At 43.0% G+C, this 20,105-nt stretch carries 12 protein-coding genes; 1 reads left to right on the top strand and 11 read right to left on the bottom strand.

Going from position 1 to position 20,105, the window contains the following annotated elements:
- The coding region (locus EIZ48_RS26310; protein ID WP_160658185.1) for a glycogen/starch/alpha-glucan phosphorylase at positions 1–891 on the bottom strand (891 nt) is incomplete at its 3' end.
- Positions 892–1,378: 487 nt separating this feature from the next.
- Here EIZ48_RS26310 and ylqF point away from each other — a divergent pair.
- The gene (gene ylqF, locus EIZ48_RS26305) at positions 1,379–2,341 is read left to right on the top strand and encodes a ribosome biogenesis GTPase YlqF (protein ID WP_160658183.1); all 963 of its coding nucleotides are present in this window, start codon (positions 1,379–1,381) and stop codon (positions 2,339–2,341) included.
- Between the two features lie 524 nt (positions 2,342–2,865).
- Here the strand turns inward: ylqF and EIZ48_RS26300 are convergent.
- From EIZ48_RS26300 to EIZ48_RS26255, 10 genes are all read right to left on the bottom strand, one after another.
- Positions 2,866–4,203, bottom strand: coding sequence for an McrC family protein (locus EIZ48_RS26300; RefSeq protein ID WP_160658181.1), 1,338 nt, complete (start codon positions 4,201–4,203; stop codon positions 2,866–2,868).
- On the bottom strand, positions 4,203–6,677 hold the full coding sequence (locus tag EIZ48_RS26295; protein WP_160658180.1) for a DUF8426 domain-containing protein: 2,475 nt from the start codon (positions 6,675–6,677) through the stop codon (positions 4,203–4,205). Before EIZ48_RS26295 ends, EIZ48_RS26300 begins: the two co-directional genes overlap by 1 nt.
- Positions 6,678–6,732: 55 nt before the next feature.
- Entirely contained in the window at positions 6,733–7,428 is a 696-nt protein-coding gene (locus EIZ48_RS26290; protein WP_160658178.1) for a hypothetical protein, read from the bottom strand.
- Between the two features lie 14 nt (positions 7,429–7,442).
- On the bottom strand, positions 7,443–8,618 hold the full coding sequence (locus EIZ48_RS26285; protein ID WP_240153106.1) for an AAA family ATPase: 1,176 nt from the start codon (positions 8,616–8,618) through the stop codon (positions 7,443–7,445).
- Positions 8,618–10,054 (bottom strand): restriction endonuclease subunit S, encoded by a 1,437-nt coding sequence (locus EIZ48_RS29990; protein ID WP_160658177.1) that lies wholly within the window; start codon positions 10,052–10,054, stop codon positions 8,618–8,620. Before EIZ48_RS29990 ends, EIZ48_RS26285 begins: the two co-directional genes overlap by 1 nt.
- On the bottom strand, positions 10,051–11,541 hold the full coding sequence (locus EIZ48_RS26275; protein ID WP_160658175.1) for a class I SAM-dependent DNA methyltransferase: 1,491 nt from the start codon (positions 11,539–11,541) through the stop codon (positions 10,051–10,053). The genes EIZ48_RS29990 and EIZ48_RS26275 overlap by 4 nt, the downstream gene beginning before the upstream one ends.
- 31 nt (positions 11,542–11,572) lie before the next feature.
- Positions 11,573–15,022: a type I restriction-modification system endonuclease gene (gene hsdR / locus EIZ48_RS26270; protein ID WP_160658174.1), complete on the bottom strand. Its 3,450-nt coding sequence runs from the start codon at positions 15,020–15,022 to the stop codon at positions 11,573–11,575.
- Between the two features lie 173 nt (positions 15,023–15,195).
- A complete protein-coding gene (locus EIZ48_RS26265; RefSeq protein ID WP_160658172.1) occupies positions 15,196–15,762 on the bottom strand; it encodes a condensin complex protein MksE in 567 nt (188 codons plus the stop codon).
- Entirely contained in the window at positions 15,762–17,171 is a 1,410-nt protein-coding gene (locus EIZ48_RS26260) for a hypothetical protein (RefSeq protein ID WP_160658170.1), read from the bottom strand. The genes EIZ48_RS26265 and EIZ48_RS26260 overlap by 1 nt, the downstream gene beginning before the upstream one ends.
- Positions 17,164–20,103 carry a hypothetical protein gene (locus EIZ48_RS26255; protein WP_160658168.1) on the bottom strand — a complete coding sequence of 980 codons (2,940 nt, stop codon included), beginning with the start codon at positions 20,101–20,103 and terminating at the stop codon, positions 17,164–17,166. The genes EIZ48_RS26260 and EIZ48_RS26255 overlap by 8 nt, the downstream gene beginning before the upstream one ends.
- Positions 20,104–20,105 lie beyond the last annotated feature (2 nt).

Raw genomic sequence — 20,105 nt, 5'->3', positions numbered from 1 at the left:
CGAACAGGCACAGTGGAAGTACTGCTGCATCAGACGCAGTGCTTTACCCTGGTCATGGTTGTCATTCGGGTAAAGAACCTTGGTCACGTTACCGGCTTCCAGTGCAGAGTACTGAGCCCCCACATAGTCACCGTCGTTGAAACGTGCCAGGTTGAACGGTGCATTAGAACGGCACTCCCACAGACGCAGCGGGTAAACGCTCTTGTTGTCGTAACCAACGATAGGCAGGTCCCAAGCCACACCTTCAACCGTCATACCCGGCACCCAACGGCGGCGGGTATCACCGTTCTCGTCAATATAGACTTCTACGCGACCGTAAAGGCTCACTGTCTGAGAAAGCTCTGGGCGGATCACTTCCCATGGGTAGCCTTCAAGACCACGCCATGCATCAGGTGCTTCTACCTGACGGCCTTCAACAAAAGACTGACGGAACAGACCGTACTCGTAGTGCAGGCCGTAACCTACCGCCGGGTACTCTTGTGCAGCCAGTGAATCCATGAAACAGGCAGCCAGACGACCAAGACCACCGTTACCCAGTGCAGGGTCGCGCTCTTCTTCCAGTAAGTCAGTCAGATTCAAGCCCAGCTCTTTCATTACTGCAGCAACGTCTTCATACAGGCCCATGCTGATCAGGTTGTTGCCTGTCAGGCGGCCGATAAGAAATTCCAAAGAAAGGTAGTTAACGCTACGTGCTTTCTCTTCTGCTAGTTGTTTTTCTGTTTCTAGCAGATTGCCGGTACTGATTTCTGCCAGTGCCCGGCCCATTGCCAGATACCAGCTACGTGGCGTAGCCGTCTCTGAAGTATTCGCATAAGTCGTCGTCAGGTGTTTCTCTACAGCTGCTTTAAATGCTGCCTTGTCAAATTGTTGTGTTTGCCCATTTTTAGACATGGTTCAATCTCACTCTAGGATTATTTCCAACTGGTGACTATGTTGCCTTCAAGTGTATGTTAGAACATCCTCCGACCCCCGAAGGATTATGGATGAGTGCTAGGGGCGTAGCTCCCCTCCTAAGTGTGACATTCTGCAAAACTTTGAGGTATAGATAACTAAGCCTGACCATTGCGATGCAACTTAATTCATTAGAAAGTGATTAAATAACATACTCAATAATAAGCTGAATATTAAATGTTCGTAATAAGTTTGAACCATACTAAAAGCGGCCTTACTCACTCTATTGCTTTTCCGTTACAGCCAATTAAGTGTTAAGATCACAAAAATCATAACGCTTTGCGGATCGGTGACATAAACGTCACGGACAACAAATAATGAAGTGATATCAAGGGATACAGTGCCCAGGCGTTTTTAACATTTGTTTATAGCACCCCATCATGTAACCCAAAGCGTATATCAGAATATTAAAAAGGTTATTTTTCAAATGAGTAGTCAGACTATCCAATGGTTCCCGGGCCACATGCACAAGGCTCGCAAAGAAATTGAAGAAGCCATTCCCAAAGTCGATGTCATTATTGAAGTACTTGATGCGCGCATCCCTTTCAGTAGCGAAAACCCACTGATCAAATCTTTCCGTGGTCAACATGGTGACAATGATAAGCCTGTTGTTAAGGTTCTTAACAAACGTGACTTGGCCGATCCTGAGATGACCCAGATGTGGATCGAACACCTTGAGAAAGAGCAAGGTGTTAAAGCGATTGCTATCACTACGGAAAACATCAACGAAGTGAACAAGATCACCGAACTTTGCCGCAAACTTGCCCCACATCGCGAAGATATGGGTAAAAACATTCGCACCATGATCATGGGGATCCCGAATGTCGGCAAATCAACCATCATCAACACACTTGCCGGTCGTACCGTTGCAGTAACGGGCAACCAGCCAGCAGTTACCCGCCAGCAGCAGCGTATCAACCTGCAAAACGGTATCGTACTTTCCGACACCCCGGGAATTCTATGGCCGAAAGTTGAAAACCCGCACAGTGGTTTCCGCCTGGCAGCAACAGGCGCCGTTAAAGATACTGCAATGGACTACATTGATGTCGCGTTCTTTACGGTCGAATACTTAAAAGAAGCGTATCCGGAGCTACTACAGGCACGCTACAATCTCGATGACGAGTTGCCGGAAACTGAAATAGAGCTGATGGAAGAAATCGGCCGTAAACGTGGCTGCCTCAAAGGCGGCGGTCGTGTTGACCTGCATAAAGCCTCTGAAATCCTAATCAATGAGCTTCGCAACGGTACCCTTGGCAAAATCACCATGGAACGCCCTGAAATGATCACCGAAGAGCTGGTCAATGTTGCGATTGAAACAGAGCGCAAAGCAGAAGAAAAAGCAAAGAAGAAAGAAGAGCGCCGCAAGCGCTACCTTCGCAATAAACGCTAAGCAACGACCCTGTTACGATAAATGCTGCCAACTGGCAGCATTTTTTATGTCTAAAGTAAGCCTTACGCGCATACTTAGTTACATATAATAAAAAGCGGTGCTGTTTCCCCGCTACTGAAAACAGCACCAATACGTCAAACGACAAAGGATTATGTACCATAGCTGCAGTTTTCCAGATTTAGACTATGCAATAAGCAGAACCACGCTAAATACTGCAACACCGCAACTATTAGGTTGCAACCATTATGCCAACCGTTCATAAGCTATAAATCAACCAGTTATGAGAGAGCGTTATTCATCGTGCACCTTCAGAAGGAAGGTCTGCACTGTTAAGACGCAACAAACCATCCATCTAAATCGCTAAGAACAAAACCTAACTTAAAACATAAGACCCGCGACATCTTGCCGGGTTTTTCGTCACACCTTGCTATCAAGACTTCATATATTTCCGTTTTTCATATTTGTTTTTGTACCCCACAGAGTCAATCTCCGTTAGCAAAGGAGTTAATAAAGGTGTTATTGGTTTAGCCCGAAAGCTCAGGCAACATGGTTAGCACTTGATCCATCAAAGCACTTTCATCTTTTATCAAGTCATAAGGAATAACCCTAACGGTTAACTCGTCATCAAACCTAAACGGCGGCAAAGGCTGGTTAAAGTGCTCATGCTTGGGGTAAATCAAGTATACCGTACCAGTACCTTTCAAATACTTATGCCCATAAGCAAACATCTGATACATGTCAGATTGACTAATACCATATTTGTATTTAGCAGAGGCCTGATTTTCATTTATTCGCTTCCACTTAGTATCGGCAACCCAAATCACCTTTTGGAATTGTTTGTGGCTCACCACAATATCCGGCTTAAGCCTAAACCACCCTTCTTCCTTGTCTAACATTGGCAAAGTATGAGTGACCAAAGAGTGACTGTTTGCTTGAACTTTCAGCTTCAATTCTCGAGGGAACGCTTTTTCCAGCTTAATGGCAACATAGCGTTCGAATAAGATCTCCATTGGAAAGAGCAAGGAAATACCATGGTGTTGCCCAGCTAGTGATAACGGTGATTGATAACTTAAAATTAATTCGCACCACGGCTTAACCGAGCGATAGTGAATGAGTGAGCGGTCATTCGACCATTTGCGAAAATCAACAGCATAGTTATCAGAATGAGGGATATTATCGAGAGCAAATTGCAACTCACTACCCAAGCGAAGATTTTCACTACTTTTTGCCCACTTTAATACCTGAGTCAATGCGGAGCTAATAAGCCTATTTTCTGGACGATCTGATGAAAAGTCATCGTACGCAATATGGAAGCGATTAAGACAACCCGGCCTTTGATTAATTTGCTTTGAGGTTTGTAATTGGCCTTTCAGATAGGGCTTGCTGGAGTGAACTCGTTTATATTGATAACGAACTCCTTTCTTAATGACTCTGGCCACTTCTTGCAAAAAGTAACCAATCAATATTTCAAACAACGGCCTCTTCAACGTTTGAAGAGTCGATTTCTCAAACTGGTGCATATTGAGTCTATTTACCGTTGAAAGCATCTTGAGAAGCACTTTGGTTGATGTTTCTGAATCTTCCCTCTCAGAGATCTTCGGTAATATTTCAATACGCGTACCGCAAGGTGTTTCCAAAACACCAACATAGTTGATGACTTGCAGTGCGATAGATTGACCTTGTTTCTTAACTCGAACAAGATCAACAGAGTATTCGTTAGTGCTTTGTCCATTTACCAGAAGCCATTCAAACGCTTTACTCGGTATAGAGTGGCAATCAATGGTCGACGACTTGTTACCTCCATTGAGCAACAAGCCGAACTCACGGATTCTAACAACTGAATCGCCTTTGCAATTGTTCATTAAGAGTAAATACCGATATATGCTTCTGCACTCTTTAACGCATGAGTATTTCTGCAATATGACTGGTTCCCTGGCTGCTCCCAGTCCTCTCCCATTAGCAATGCAACTTCTTCAGCATCAAACTGTTCAACGACAAAACGTAAGCTCTCGTCTTGTTTTAAATGATCACCCAATACCATGCCGACGCGCTCCCAATCTTCAAAGAAATACTCTTCCAAAAGAGGGAGGATCTGTAACTCAAAGATCTCGGCAAGTAAATCAATCGATGGATTGTCTTTTAACGGCAAAAAGAAACTATGCCCGATGGTATGCTCTCGGTCATAGAGCAACTCTATCCTTTTGTTGATGGTTCTAACCAGCTGACTAACGTTGATTCCATCTATATCTGGAGTCTTTTCCAGCAATTCATAGTTGGTCATCATCTCTACAAATTCAAAACGACGGCGCAGAGCAATATCCAGCTGTGCGAGCGACTTATCAGCGGTATTCATTGTACCAATGATATGCAAATTATCTGGTACTGTGAAAGGCTCTTTGGAATACGGCAGTTTCACCGATAACGCTTCTTTACCACCAGCTCTTTTACTCGTTTCGATCAAGGTGATCAGCTCACCAAAAATATTGGAGATATTTCCTCGGTTGATTTCATCAATAATCAGAACTCTGTTATCTGAAGATACTTGATTAGCTAGTGAGATACCTTTATTGATAATCGCTTCGACTAATGGTGCGAGTACATTGAGATAGCCGTTAACAAAGTTCTTTTCTATTGTTGTATCGACTTTATCAAATACTTGTTTTGACTTGATGTCCTCAATTGAGATTCTTCCCGTTCGAACCAAATCACAAAGTTCATCAACTATCACCTTGGATATCGGAAGTTCTGAACCGTTAGATTTACGAATAGTAATCAGCTCACTGGTAATAGATTCAACTTGATATTTGCCTACTGTACTCCCTGGAGCAACAGTGTCTGAATCATCACTACCCTGCAATATAGAGCGAAGCTTATCTGTATCAATCGTTGTGCCATACAGACGATACAATGTCATTTGAGACAGGTTCTTTTTAAACAATTCATCAATTGGTAGTGATGGTTCATACACTCTGTGCCAGGTGACTTTTCTTGCCTGAGAATAACTAACATCAGCAACCAGAGAATCGTCAAAGTAGTAATCACTGGTAATTTCAGCAATGGCCCTAAATTTACGATTACCATCTGAAACGACAATCAAGTCACCTATGCTCATTTCATTTTTGAAATTATTCACCGACGTAACTTTATAATCACTACTCTCTTTTTCGATAGTAACCCCATCATTCCGATATGCTTTGATCACTTCTTTACGATTAATTGCCTTGGAGAAATCGATATCATAACCATACCCCAAGAGGACATAACCATTATCAACACACTGCTGATAAATAAATGCATCATCTCCTGACGTATCACCTAATGACATCTTCCAGATTTTTCGTCCGGAGATATCAACATGGTCTTGGGCTGCTTTTATCGTCGGCTTAGCTCGCGCAGACTCACATAACCGCTTGAAGATACCATCTTCAATTTCATAGTTGACCTGATTGTTTTCGGTTGTCGCTTTAAGCCCTTCAACAAAATCTTCATAGCTGAAACTTTGGTGGAAAGTAATAAAGCCAATGCGGTTTCCGTTTAGAAGCTCATCAAATCGCTTCTTGAGTAAATCTCGATTTTCTTTGTTTTCATGGTAGAACTCAGGGTCAACAATTTCCAAAGACTTGTTAATGGTATTATAGGTTTTGCCAGTACCCGGAGGGCCGTAGAGAATGGTGTTTAACTTGTTTGTATTCATATTATTGTCGGCAAGTGTAGTTTCTGTTTCATCAACTTCAGAATCAGCTGATTCCGTCTCTTCAAGTGAATTCCAGATTTCATAACCATACTGGACAATATGCATGTCCCCCCTATCTTTTAAGAGGCTACGATATAAATCAGAAAAATCGCCAGTTGGATCAGAACAAGCGTCTCGCAGCATATCTCGCTTAAAAATATTGATGACAGTGGGATTTTCAGCGTCTTGGTACAAAAAAGCTAATTTCCACTTTAGAGTATCTGCGAGTCCTATTTCTTGAATAGTGTTTACATCGCCAGACTCAATACACGCTATAACTTTTAATATGTCCTTTTTTATAGTATCGAAAGCTTCTTCTTCAGTTTTGCCAAAGCGAGCGATCCAAGAATAGACTTCACCGTGCTTAATATGGGAACGCTCACCTTTCGGTGGCTTATTGCGACGATAGATTCCAAACTTAGAGGAGTCACCACCACGAATTGAGCCCAAAATTTTCGTTCTGTGTTCTAACCAATATGCGAATGTGTCGCGGTTATTTACATCCACGTACTCTTCTAGCGTCAGCTCTTTTACTTTTTGTTTCGGCCAACGTGTTAAGAAGTCATCCCAAGCCGACAATCTTTTCTCTAATGTTATTCCCATAATGACTCTAAATTCCTTCTATCTCACTAGATAGCTAGTGCAGACATGCAAATACCTATTCGATTGGTCTATCCAGCATGCGCCCAAGCACTTCTCTCATTGACTCTTGAAAATCAACCATCGACGTCATATCGGTGATTTGAGCGAGATCGATTAGGCCATCATCGACAAGTTCATTGAGTTTTTCACGGGTAGCTGGCTCACCAAGATGCGCTTCTAGCTCGGCTTTTAAAGAACGAGGAGAATCATCGTTGCCCGAGCGTTCTTCTAAAGCCGCGCAATGTTGATAGCCGTTTTTCAGGGCACATAGTAGCCAAGCTTCTGATTTAGGTTGGGCAACGAAAGGAACACCATTTTCAAACTCTTGAGCAATAAAGCCATGCTCCATCGAAAGTCGCTTAGTCTCGTAATTGGGCCACTTGTTACTGTCTGAATCATGAAAAAGTACAGCCAAGCTTGGTTGGACATCGGCATTTTTGGCCACATGCGCTAAAGCACGTGCTGCACTGTAAAACTCGCGGGTTTCGTGCTGGGTCTTTTTACCACGCCTAGAGAGTGGCTTGATGATGCTTCTATCACGGGAGATACGAGTAATCTCTGTCTCATGAACGACTTCAAGCATCCCCGCATCCAATAACGAGTATTGAGTGTACGGTTCAATAAACTTATCAATCAACTTACTAAGCGGACCAATTGCTTCATTGCTTTTACCGATGTCGGTTTCACCTTCACCACTGACAACTAAATACATGCTTAATGCTCCTTTTAGTTGTCAGTATCTTTGATAGTTTCGCTTTCTAATGCAGCGATTTCCGATGCTAGGTTTTCTAGTATGGTGTCTTCGTAAGCTTCGCCCGGGCCCATGAATTTCAGCTTGTGCTGCATAGAAGGAATATCAAACAGACGAATCGCTTGAGTGGCACCCTTTTCATTCTTATACAGATAGACAACGCCCGCTTTCGCGACTTCATCTTCCATGTAATTAAGGATCATTGGGCTGTGCGTTGTGACAATCACTTGAGTATTTGCCGCTACTAAGCTGTCTACTAGCTTTTCGATGAGCTCTGGGTTTACGCCATTCTCAATCTCATCCAGCAAAAGCGCACTTTGCTTTTTGGTTAACTGAGCGAAGATAGCCATAAAGCGAAGTAAGCCATCATTGATGTGTCTGGCTTCGGTTTTGATGGTCTTCTCGCCAAACTTTTCTTCTATCTCAAGCTTTACTGTGCCAGCTGATTTTTGAACAGTCGCATCTACCTTGATTAAACTTGGGTACAAGCCTTTAAGAGTCGAGACTAAGTTCGATTTCTCTTCTTTAGTCATATTGCTAATAAAGCTCGATAGCATCTTGCCACCAGCACCAAGGGTTTTACCGCTGATGTGTTGATCACGAAGCATATCAGGTGAAAGCATGTCTAGTGCATTCAGTTCATTGAAGAAGGTTTTAAACTCCACCAGCTCTTTAGGAAGCTGGCTTTCTCGTAATTGAGATAGAATCGAGCCTTGATAAGCAAAGGTAATGGGCGCTTGAAGATCTTCTGTTGGCAGTGAGAACTTACCATCAGCAACATTGAGCAGCGTTTTACCACCCCAAGTGATTTTCTCTGCCGTACAGTACAACTCTGTTCTGTTGAAACTGCCTTCCCAAATCACTGGTTTATTCGAGTAAGAAAGCTCTACTGTAAAGTTAATATTGGATTGCTTAGTGAGCGTCGAATTAAGGTCTTTCGCACTCCATTGACGACTATCCAACCACTCATCGATATCACCACTCACTTGCTGTGAGAGAAAATCAATAAACTGTAATACCGTTGATTTACCCGAGCCATTTAAGCCCACTAAGCAGTTGAACTTGCTAAACGGCAGGGAAAAATCCACCAGCGACTTAAAGTTGTTGGCTTTGATATTGACTAAAGAGAGTGATTGATTCATGTCGTTCATTATTCCTTCTCTACCGTTTTCGCTTTGGTGGTACGCTTATTTGCGGCCTTTTTAGGCTTATTCAGTTCTTTTTCTGCAACAATACGCTCTAACAACTTTTCTGCGGGTTCATCATTAGAATCTTGCGGCACTAACTCACCTCGGAAAGCTTTGGCTAGAATCGATTGTGTTAGGCGGTCTAGGCGAGCCTTGGCGTCTAGGTATTGTTTTTCGACTTTATTTGCTCTTGCCATCAACGATTCAACTTTCGCAACAATCTCTACTATTTCAGCTTCTGATGGTAACGGCAAAGGTAGCGGGTTGACCATCGTAAGCTTGATATTAGGTTGCCCTCCTCCTGCGTAGGAGGCTTGTCGTATATCTTCCTTTATCGCTCTCAAGTGATAGTCCAAATACTTGTTGGTGGTTTCTGAAGCCGAGTTTATTCCGACCAAACTATCTGGGAAACACACCGGATATGTGGTTATCCCAGTGTTGGCAATTGTCGCACCTACAATTGCTAGAACTACCGTACCCGCGTCAAATTCTCGACTAACCGAGTACCCTTTTTCGTTTAATGTCTGTTTATGTGAATAGATGAATCCTCCTTGCCTTGGCAAATCACCTATTTGAATAAAAGGGTAATCCCCATCGAAACAAGACGGATCATTTCTTGGGCGGATAGAAAACTTACCTCGACTACATTTGGCATAATTTCCTAATGGGACCCATTGCCAACTTTCTGGTAACGCTGATTCTTCGACAATACTCCAGTCAAGTTCATACTTACCTGTCACTTCCGAATGCTTGATTGGTGTATTCTCGTCACGCCACTCTTTCGTCAACTCTCCAGACGTTGCGGCAGCCAATACCGATTGACGGAAACGTTTTAGGATTGAGGGGATTTTGTCTAAACGAGCTTGAGCTTTATCAACCTTAGCAAGGATTGAATCCAACTTGTTGGCAATGCGGATTTGTTCATTTAGTGGGGCAAGCGGAACAAGAATATCTTCTACGTCTGTTTTTCTGATCGAGGGAACCGTAGTAGATCTGGAAAGTCCTGCAACATCGAAACTCTGCAAATATCTAAAAAGATAGTCATCTTCTTCATCGAGTATTGCCTTAACTCCCATGACATTATTGTCAGCGATACCTTTCTTCTTAACGATCACTCGACGATTAAGCTTTAATGCTTCACCGATTTTTGCAAATAAAATCGTGCCAATGTCAAAAACATTTCCTTTCATTACACCTAGCGTTTCTGAGGAAACATAGTTTTCAGATTCACTCAACAAACTGGAGTTGTAAAGAAAAGCTTTTGATACATCTCCTACTTTATACACAGGATACTCTGCATCGGCTATACCCTGATATTTTTTAGGGAAACCAACACCGCTCTGAACTTTAGCAATAGAGCCTAACCTCACTTCAATCCAGTTCTTCGGTAACTCACTCACAGAGCCACCTCATCACTTTCTGCTGAATCTAGCTCCACCAAAATCGCTTTTAGCTCTTCCATCGCGCCAGCCAACTCAACCAGTGCTTCGTTAATCAACACATCTGGCGCGGGCAGTTTTGAGGCGTCTTCATTGCTTTCATCACGGATCCAGCTGAGATCAAGTGATTCATCTTTACTGAAAATCTCTTCACGGCTAAAGCAGCGTAGGCGACAGCCATCAGCATCACCTTCATGACTGCTAACAAACGCTTTACGAGCTTTCTCATCAACTTGGGTTAAGTCACTTCCCACCGCTTGATAAAACTCTTCAAAATGGCTTTTAGTCAGAACAGTACGCTTACCGAATTTTGGCATATTAGAGCGAAGGTCATACACCCACACGTTCTTGGTCTGGCCTTTGTCTTGTTTTACATCTTCAGGTTTAGAGAAGAACAACACGTTGGTTTTGACTCCTGCGGCATAGAAGATGCCCGTTGGCAGGCGTAAAATGGTGTGCAGGTTACACTTCTCCATCAGGTCTTTACGGATGGTTTGCCCAGTAGAGCCTTCAAATAGTACGTTGTCAGGCAATACCACAGCAGCTCGACCACCTGGCTTGAGCATTTTATGGTACATCAAGTGCAGAAACGCTAATTGCTTATTACTGGTGTAGTGAACTAAATCATCACGCGTGGGTACGCCACCACCCTGCTTAGTACCAAATGGTGGATTAGCTAAAACCAGGCTAGCTGATGGCAGGGCTTTACCTTCATTAGAAAGAGTATCACCAAACAAGATACCGGAGTTTTCATCATCCACGGCTAAATCATGCAACATGAGGTTCATCATGGCTAGGCGACGCGTATCTGGCACCAGCTCCATACCAAAAAAAGTTTCATGCTGATATTTGTCGTATGGGAGTGTGTCTAACGCTTCAATGTCATTGTGAGCTTTAACGTAATTATGCGCACTGATTAAGAAGCCGCCTGTGCCTGCAGTCGGGTCGACAATGACATCGTCTAATGTTGGTTTCATTAGTTCTACCATCACGTCGATAAGCACGCGCGGAGTAAAGTACTGACCAGCACCAGATTTTTTCTCACCTGCATTGATTTCTAGTAAGCCTTCATACATGTCACCTAACCCTTCGGTTTTAGCGCTGTACCAATCTAGTTTGTCAATCTCTACCACCAGCTTATTCAACGTGGCAGGCTTACGAATTACGGTGCTGGCATTGGCAAAAATTGCTTTAGTGATCAATGAACCATTTGACCCTAAGTGCAGAAGCAGCTTTTTATACTCATCAAGGCGCACTGCAGAGTTATAGGCTTCTAGATCTTCCCAGCGGTAACCTTTGGGCAGAAGCTCATCTTGACCTGTTTCATCAACCATTTTTAAGAAAACAAGGTAAGTTAACTCGTTAAGGTATTCGTGATAGGTCACGCCGTCGTCGCGGAGTAAATTACATAGATTCCACAACTTGGCGACGAGATCTTGAGTGCTCATTTATTTTATTACCTTTATGAGTGCGACAGCACTAAGCTGTTTTTGCTTGCTGCTGCGGAGCTGACTGTTGAGGTGCTAGCCACAGCGCTTTGTTAAATTGGAGTAGAACATTCCCGATAGGTTGTTCAAACAGTTTGTTGGCACGTTTAATGCCACCTTGTTGTTGCTTAAAAATACCCTGATCTAGTGCAGGTAAATCAACAATGGTGGTCGCTTTCATTTGCTTAGCGATAAGCTCTAACCATTTCTTTTGTGGTGTCTTCCACTGCTGACTAGCCAGCATAGTTTCTAATGCTTTATCGACACGCAGATCAAACGGAATAAGGGCTTCACCCAACGCTGCTTGGCGAATAAAGCCGATGATTCTTGCAGCGATTTCTTCGTTTGTTACTTCGTTCCAGGCCACTTGCAGATCTTGTTCTCTAAAGCGGTTCTTTTCAAGCTCTAGAGCCAGTTCTTTGAGGCTTTCTCTTGTCAATTCCCAAGGTTTTTGCACGACTGTTTGAATTGCAATCAATCTATTGCTGTTAGCATTAACAAAATCGCTGAATGCTTGAAGATAATCGGATGGTTTTTGCCCATCGCCGTAACCTGTGGTGACATTGGTCACCTTGTCATCATGATCAGAAATTATCACTGGAGGACGGTTACCACCTCCGATCACTTTACTATCTAACAACTCGCCTAATCCCGGATGCTTGGTAAACCACTCTGCAACTTCGTCAACTGGTCGACTCTTCAGATCTTGAATAAAGTATTCAGGGGATTGACCAACAATAGTTTCAAAATCTTCACGCTGCGAGTCTGTTAAGTGACGACGTTTGACCTGAAGCTTGGCGATAAACTGATTTTTAGCTAACGTTTGTAGCTCTTCTTCATCGACTTGAGTCATTTCATTCTCAAGCTCGCTGAATGTAATATTTACGTTGGTCACAACAGGCTTCATGCTGTTCACGTCTTCAAGCTGAGTATAGATATCGACCGCATCATAAATTCTAAATGGCCCCTTGGCGATCTCATCACATAAACGTGTGGCGCGACCTAGCATCTGTTCAAACAAAATGCGACTATTCATACGACGCAAGAAGACCAGATTACAAATCTTAGGAACATCAACCCCTGTTGTTAGCAGATCAACCGTCACCGCAATATTGGGTAAACGATCATTCTTAAACAGACGGATTTTTTCTAATGGCTTATCCGATGCTCCGGTGATCTTTTGGATGGCGTCGTCTTCCACCTCACCATGATAGTGTTCACACGCTTCTTTTAGCGCTTCTACTACTTGATCGGCGTGTTTGTCGGTCACACTGAATATGAGAGTTTTCGCTTCAGAGTATGGATTAATCGCGTCACTTTCGATTAGCCATTTGGTCACGACTTTAGTGAAGTTTGGACTCACCACTTTCTTATTAAACTGCGACACATCAAAATCGAGTTCATCTGGCGTGCGATATTTTTCAATCGTATTGTCTTCGATGTTATACGCCTGAACTTCTTCGTTGATATTGTAATGAATACCCTGCTCTGCAAGCTTGGTGTGAATTCTAATCGGTGGCAGGTGATCGTTAAGATAGCCATCAATGACCGCTTCCGTATAGGTGTAGCTAAAGATAGGCTCACCAAAGATATCTACTGTATGCAGCGCTGGCGTGGCTGTTAAGCCAATTTTGAAGGCATCAAAATAGTCCAAAACCGCTCGGTACTTGGATTGGTAATCTTTTTGATCACGAAATTCAAGTTCTGTCTCGCTCTGAATTCTGTCAAGCAGATAGCCGCGGTGACATTCATCAACAACGATGCAATCGTATTGACCAACGCCCGGCTTGGTATCACCATCATTCGGGTACAAAATACGTTTCACTAAGCCTTGGACTGTCGCCACATGGACTTTGGTGTCGTCTTCAGGCTTAGCGACTGGCGGTTTATCTGCTTCCATACCAATGACATCGAATGTATCGGCAAAGGTATTTAAGTTCTCTAATCGAACTTCGCCAAAGTCAGTGGTTGCCTGCACACCAAGCGCTGAACGATCAACCAGAAATAGAATGCGACGAAAACGTTCTGCTTTGAGCAAGCGATACACTAAAGCAATACAGGTTTTAGTTTTACCTGTTCCAGTTGCCATTGCCACCAGTGCGTTCGTCTTACCTTGTTTAATCGCCTGTTCTACCGACTGAATAGCCTTAACCTGGTAGTCACGGAGTTTTAAGTCGTAATCAAATCCCATCTGGTCAAGTTCTTGCTCTGCTTGCTGCGGCGTTTGACGAAGGTACGCTTTAATTTCACTTGGTGAGTACCAACCTTTTAGCGCTCTACGGCGGTTGGTCGTGTCTCGAACATCCAAAAACCAGATGCCACTCTCTTGTTCCAGCTGTTCTAAGTATGGGCGACCGTTAGTCGCAAACACGACAGGAACTTTGAACTCACCGTAAGTGGTTTCAATAATAATTCCGCCTTTATTGGTTAAGCCTTTGGCATAGCGCTTCGCTTGGTCAATGGCGCCATATACATTCTTCGCACTTTTCTTTGCTTCAACCACGGCTACAGGGGTTAACCCCATAAATAAAACGTAATCTGCTGGCCCAGAGCTAGTCGGCCATTCGGCTATGGCACGGTTTTCGTTGGCAACTGGCCTCGCCCCTTTTGAATATTTAAGGTTTACGCTGTCTGCTTTCCATTTCGCATCATTCAATTGCTCATCAATCAGAACTCGAGTTTCTTCTTCATTGAGTTCTAAACGTGACTTTTCAACCTGATCAATAAGTTTTGCTTGTTCTTGCTGGCTTTGCTGGTTAAACATAGCGTCGTACAGCACGTTAGCTTCATCCATTTTTTGGCGATACTCAGCCAAAGTGGCTTCATGCTCAGTAGCTACATCTTCCCAGAGTTCACTTTCTGCCTGCATTTGCACAGCTCGTACTTTTAACGCTTCGGCTTTCTCAGCTTCAACTTGCTTAAGCTGTTCAGCGACTTTTAGTCGTTCGGAGGTTCTTTGCTGCGTAATTTCTAACGCTTGTAACTGTTCCTCTAAAAGACGTACTTCTTCTGATGGGTCTTTGGGCTTAATGAAAGCCGCAGGTTTAAACCCTTTGGCCTGCGTACCACCAAATAGGGTGTGATACCAAGCACTAAGTGCATGGCCCAAGACAAGGGATTTAAGCGCATCTCTGTGGCTAGAGGATGTGAAGTCATGAGTTGCTGTATTACCTAGCTTTCTAATGGTGTGGAAAGAGTCATTAATGCGGGGGTCAAGAGTAAGCTTATATTCAAGATTACGCAGCAAATCTATCTGCTTGATATCTTGCCCATAGTCAACACCGACTCGAGCCGCTACGTTTTGCGCCAGTGCTTCTCCCAGTTGGCGAATCTTAACCAGTGTTGTGTTCGGGTCCGGCACAAAGCACTGCTCTGCTCGATTAGCTAGTTGAAACAACAACTCATCGTGATGTTTTAAAAACTCAAAATTACTCTTTTCCACGACAAAGTTTCCTTACTCTTGAACACAACAAATGCAACAAATGCAACAAATGCAAAAAATGCAAAAAATGCAACAAAGCTAGCATATTACTACTTTTGAGACTGTTAGTTAATTCAGAGATTTAGCTAACCAACATCAACCTGACTGACACCATAGATAAGGCTAAAGTCTAACTAATCTTGTTCTTGAGAGTACTTTTCAACATGCAAATTAAGGAAGTGCATACCTGCTGAACTCAAAATGTAATGCTTATCACCACATTGATAGAGAAAGTTTCTGTCTGCGAGGTAGTTTAAGGCCTTGTCCCATGTCTCTATTCCGAGTGCTTGACGAATATCATCATAAATCGTTTGTTCAGCGATTTCTTCCAGTGCCGTGCGTCCTAGCCCAATGACTGGCGTCATTAAATCATCGAGGTCAAAACCTTTGTCGACCCAATAGCGGGCGATAATCAACAACATTGCCTGGATTTTGGTGGCATTTGTGTCGGCGTCCTCTTCAGCTTCGCTACGGCTAATATAGAAAAACTCGCCCTCGACATTGAAGTTAAGCGTATAGCCTATATGAAGGTAGAGTTGAGTAAAGTGATCTAAATTGTTGTAAAGCTCGGTATAGAGTGTGCTCTCTAGAAAACTCTGCTGATAAAGGTCATAAACCTGCTTGGTGATCACCTTACCATTAACGAAGGTGGCGTATATCTGCTGGCTTTTCGCCATGTTGATTTGAGAAAAGGGGCTCATTACTGAATTACTCGCTCTGTTCGGATTTTGCGGTATAAATAAATATTGTCGCCTTGGGCGAGACGCTGACGAAAGTTGGTCATTTTGAGTGTATGTCCATCAAGTATTGCCTCACTTCGCAATATGAAGTTGAGACCCTCCAATAGATCAACAAAGTGATAGTCAGAGAAATAATCTTTAAGGCGACGATGTAGAGAGAGTGTGAGATCTTGATACTCTGCCATTTTCATGTTTTTGACTAGCTCAAAGATCTGCTCTGCGCGCGCGAGCCTCTGCTCGGTGGAATCATCTTTTACGCTGACTAAATCCACATAACGGCTCTGCTCTAGCAAACTCCTATCCACAACTCGCGCTTCAATATCACTCACTACGTTGTTTAGGTAGGCTTCTGAACTACTGATACGCAGCACTTTGGGCCTAGCTTGCTGCATTAAACCCATAAAGGTTCCGTTATCACGAGCAAATTTCCCATCAATCTGGCTGCGCTTGAGATTTTGTTTTGTGGCATCTAATGCATTCACTAACTCACTAAATGCACCTTCAATTGCATTAAACTGTTGAAGGCGTTTTTTGGAACGCGCCAAAAAATGATCCACCGATTGAGAAACTTTGCTGATCTGTTTGTGAAAGCTGTTAAAGCTCACCTCATACCTTAGCATCGCATTAGCCCGCTGATGGTCTTGATGGAGGTCGAACTGACTGCGTAAGCTTTGCAGACATTCAAACAAGTTCGGGCCATCTTTCAAACGGCTTTTTTCATCCAAAAACTGCCTAGTTGGCAATATGTGGCGAGAAAGCAGTAAAGATATTTTTTCTATCGACTCTTGCTGAAGAGCAGAAAACACTTGTGGATTATGAGACTTGGCGGCAAGTTCACTCGCATCGCTGAGCTCTTGGTTGATGGTCTGCATTTTGACCAAGTTCAAGCGAATGCTGTTAAGCAGTTCACTCAATTGATGAAATAACTCGTCAATTAACTCCTTGAAATCTAGGTCACTATCGCTATACAACATCGAACCCGATTGGAGATTTTCTAGGAGTAACCGTATACCCCCGAGCTGGATCTTAAGTGCAACATCGGTAAGGTCTTGAAATAAACTGCGATCAAACAGACGGAATACCCCTATTACCGCACGATCAAAGATCAAGCGACTCTCGCCCCCGAACTCATCTTTATCCACCAAAATATGGGAAGCTAATAAGTTGTCGGTAGAAAAGGCAGTACGTAATTGTTTCTGCTTCTCTTTACTTTGCCCTTGTATGTAACGGTGCAATCTAGAGATAAAGGAGGCTTCTCTCACATAAGGCTCACCGCTCTCATCCATTGTACGGATCACATCTCTCATGATGGTGTGATGTTCAAGCATTATGGCAAATGTAGGGATGGTTAGAAGTCGTTGATCACTCATATGCCTCTCCAAACATATCAAGCTGCTCTCTATCCAACGTACTTCCTTTTGTCACAAAACTTTCTGGCATGCCAGTAAATGCAATGGTTCTTGCTTTGCTATAAGGTGTTGCTGTACGCATGGCATCTAATCGAAAATGCTGCCCAAACTTGAAGATGATCTCACTGGATGCAGAATTGGTCGATGCGCTTAATACTCTAAATCCTGCTTGTTTCATATTAGGCAACAGCCAGTCAAATTGAGAGCTATCAACCGAAGCACCTTCGTCAATAACCAATGGAAACTGAGTAGAACAAGCGCTGTTTCTCAATCTACCAAGTAAAATTTCTACCAGTTTGATATTGATAAGCATAATGGTCGAAGTAGATTGCGATTTACTCTCCCAACCTTCTTGTCCCTGCTTTTTCACTCGGTATGAAATTCCAGATACTATCTGCTCCATCGTTAACAATGCGGCTTTGCCTTCTGGGAAGAACTTTTTACTAAAGGCCTTAAGACGCTCAATAAATTGTTCAGACGCTTTTTGATCAGAATGAGTATCAAAAAACTCTATTTCATTCACCAAGTCATCAAATCGAGCTTCCACTTTGATTTTGGCTTCTACCTGCGACAAATCATTAATCACTACCCCCTGAAACGCGCGATTGATACTCTGCTCAAATTGGAGGACCATTTCTCGATTGTTTTTTAGCTCATTGATAATGGCGTGAACAGAGTGCTTATGCTCAATAAAGTGCTTACGCAGAATATCAAACTCCTCATCTAACCCTTGATAGCGCGTTTGAAGCTGGTGAAATGCATGTTCTAGAAGTTCATCATCTAGGTGAGAGAGCATCAATTCATCGTCATTTTCGAGCACTTGTTCTCTGACAAAATCCTGTAGTCTCTCCGTAATATCTGTCTTTGCTTGACGCTTACTGTTTAGGCTCTCAATTCGCTTGAGTAATGTTTCTCCCGACAAGTCCACTGTTTGGTCGGGTAAGACTGAAAAATCACTTACTGGCAGATGATGCGCCTGAAGTTCCGCTTTAACCCTAACTCTGTATCCGGTTAATTTTTCTAACTGCTCTTTTTTCTCAGTTAGTTTGTCAGTTTGCACCTCAACCGATTGCTTCTCTTGTGCCAACAACTCATTTTGTGCGTCGAACTGTTTTTGTAACGAGTCACGAGTTTGTTCAGCTTCCGCTAGTTCTTTATTAATCTCTTGAAGCTGATGTGCGTTATTGGTGAATGCAAGCAACAAGCTGATTTCGTTTTGTGTGCGCTTAATTTCAGTTTCAAGTGCAGAGATGTCTTTAATTCGCTCAAAACGGGATTGACTATCCATCGCGCTCAAATCCACCATTCGCTTGCGTTTGCGCTCTAGTGTCTCTTGTACTTTAGATAACCGGATTTGATCCGATTCTCGATTGTCCGTTTGGATAGGCTTGAGCTTTAATCCCCAAAGCGTATAATGCTGGTCTTTCGCCTCTAATAAATCCGTAAAAGATTCAATTGCCTGTTGTTCAGACGCGGTTAAAGGTCGTGCAGGGTTAGACTCCGCCACCTCTAAATTCACAGCGGCTAATTTCATCCAAACACTATCAGGTAACTGATTAAAAAGTTTGTATTCCTGAGCGTTAACTGAAGCTTGATAGCGAGCTTCCATCTCTTCAAGTTTTTCAACTTCCTGCTTAAGGGCTTCCAGTTCAGCCTGTCGCTTCTCCGCATCTTGCTTTAATGCTAATGCTTGCTCTTTGTCAGCTAAGTGCTCACGATGGCCCGAGACAATTGATTCGATAGTCTCGCTTTCATCGTATAAATTGATGATGAGATTCGTGTTTTGCACACTCTCATCGAGTTTTGTCTGCCTACGAGACAGTACGTTAATTTCACCTTGTAGCGTCTTTTGTTTATCAAGTGTGTCATTACACGCTTTCTTCGCAGAGCGTACCTTTTCTTTCTGGAACGTTAGCTGTATCTCTTCTTGCTTAAGAATTTGGTTTTCTTGATTGATTCGGCTGTCAAGCATCATGGCGTACTGCATCAACGCATCTTCAGCATTTCTATTGCTCACTAATTGTTGATGACTGAGGGCAAGCTTTTCGTACTCAGGTCTTAGGCTTTCAATCTTTTTGAGTATTAGCTCGCGGCGTGACAACATGTCGTTATGATTAATAAAGGCATCAATATCGAAATTAAGCTCGTCTTTTCGCTCCTTCTTTCTGGATTCAATGATGTTAGCGACCGCTAAACGAACCGTGTCCGAACCGGTCTTCATATCAAATAACAAACGAACGAGCGCGCGAAAGGCATCGACATCAGCATCTTTAGTTGAACTAAGAGGGAACAAGCAAAAACGCATCGCATCAATATCGAGTAGTTGATTAGCGTAGATCACCTCTTTAATTTTTGCTGAACGCGTTACTGGCTTAAAGTGCTTATCCTCACGCTTGAGAAAAGTCTGTACTTTGCTCAGCGTTAAATCATCCACTCGACCACCAATACCATCGTATCCGGCATTGCCATCCCAAAAAAGGTGGCGTATTTGCTCATATCTTAGCGAGGTAAACATGCGGCGATAATCAAGTTTTTCTGAACTACCACGATAAAGTATCTGACAGTGAGGGATAGGCCCGCCTAAATAGTTATCGCACTCTAAGATCAAAAAGCTGGTGCTGCTCGGAAAGTAGTGTTCAAAACACTCGTCATTGGAGTAAAAGTTGCCTTCTTTATCTGAAAATCCGAACTTGCTTTTTGAGTCTTTGAAGTTTTCTTCTGGTAATAAAAATAATCGAATCGCATTGAGGATCGACGTTTTACCAATATTCCCGCCACCAATTAAGATACCGCCCTCTCTAAGGTCGATCTCTGCGATGGCCACCCCCACCGAATCAATAGCAATTAAACGTGAAATACTAATAAGCAAATTGTCTATGGCATTCTTTAGCATAA

This window comes from Photobacterium alginatilyticum, from assembly GCF_009910675.1.
Lineage (GTDB): Bacteria > Pseudomonadota > Gammaproteobacteria > Enterobacterales > Vibrionaceae > Photobacterium > Photobacterium alginatilyticum.
The sequence above is the reverse complement of the archived record's forward strand: the minus strand, read 5'-3'. Positions and strand labels throughout refer to the sequence as shown.

Coding starts and splice junctions, on each gene's coding strand:
- ylqF (WP_160658183.1), top strand. CDS start 1,379: ATGAGTAGTCAGACTATCCAATGGTTCCCGGGCCACATGCACAAGGCT.
- EIZ48_RS26300 (WP_160658181.1), bottom strand. CDS start 4,203: ATGAACAATTGCAAAGGCGATTCAGTTGTTAGAATCCGTGAGTTCGGC.
- EIZ48_RS26295 (WP_160658180.1), bottom strand. CDS start 6,677: ATGGGAATAACATTAGAGAAAAGATTGTCGGCTTGGGATGACTTCTTA.
- EIZ48_RS26290 (WP_160658178.1), bottom strand. CDS start 7,428: ATGTATTTAGTTGTCAGTGGTGAAGGTGAAACCGACATCGGTAAAAGC.
- EIZ48_RS26285 (WP_240153106.1), bottom strand. CDS start 8,618: ATGAACGACATGAATCAATCACTCTCTTTAGTCAATATCAAAGCCAAC.
- EIZ48_RS26275 (WP_160658175.1), bottom strand. CDS start 11,541: ATGAGCACTCAAGATCTCGTCGCCAAGTTGTGGAATCTATGTAATTTA.
- EIZ48_RS26265 (WP_160658172.1), bottom strand. CDS start 15,762: ATGAGCCCCTTTTCTCAAATCAACATGGCGAAAAGCCAGCAGATATAC.
- EIZ48_RS26260 (WP_160658170.1), bottom strand. CDS start 17,171: ATGAGTGATCAACGACTTCTAACCATCCCTACATTTGCCATAATGCTT.
- EIZ48_RS26255 (WP_160658168.1), bottom strand. CDS start 20,103: ATGCTAAAGAATGCCATAGACAATTTGCTTATTAGTATTTCACGTTTA.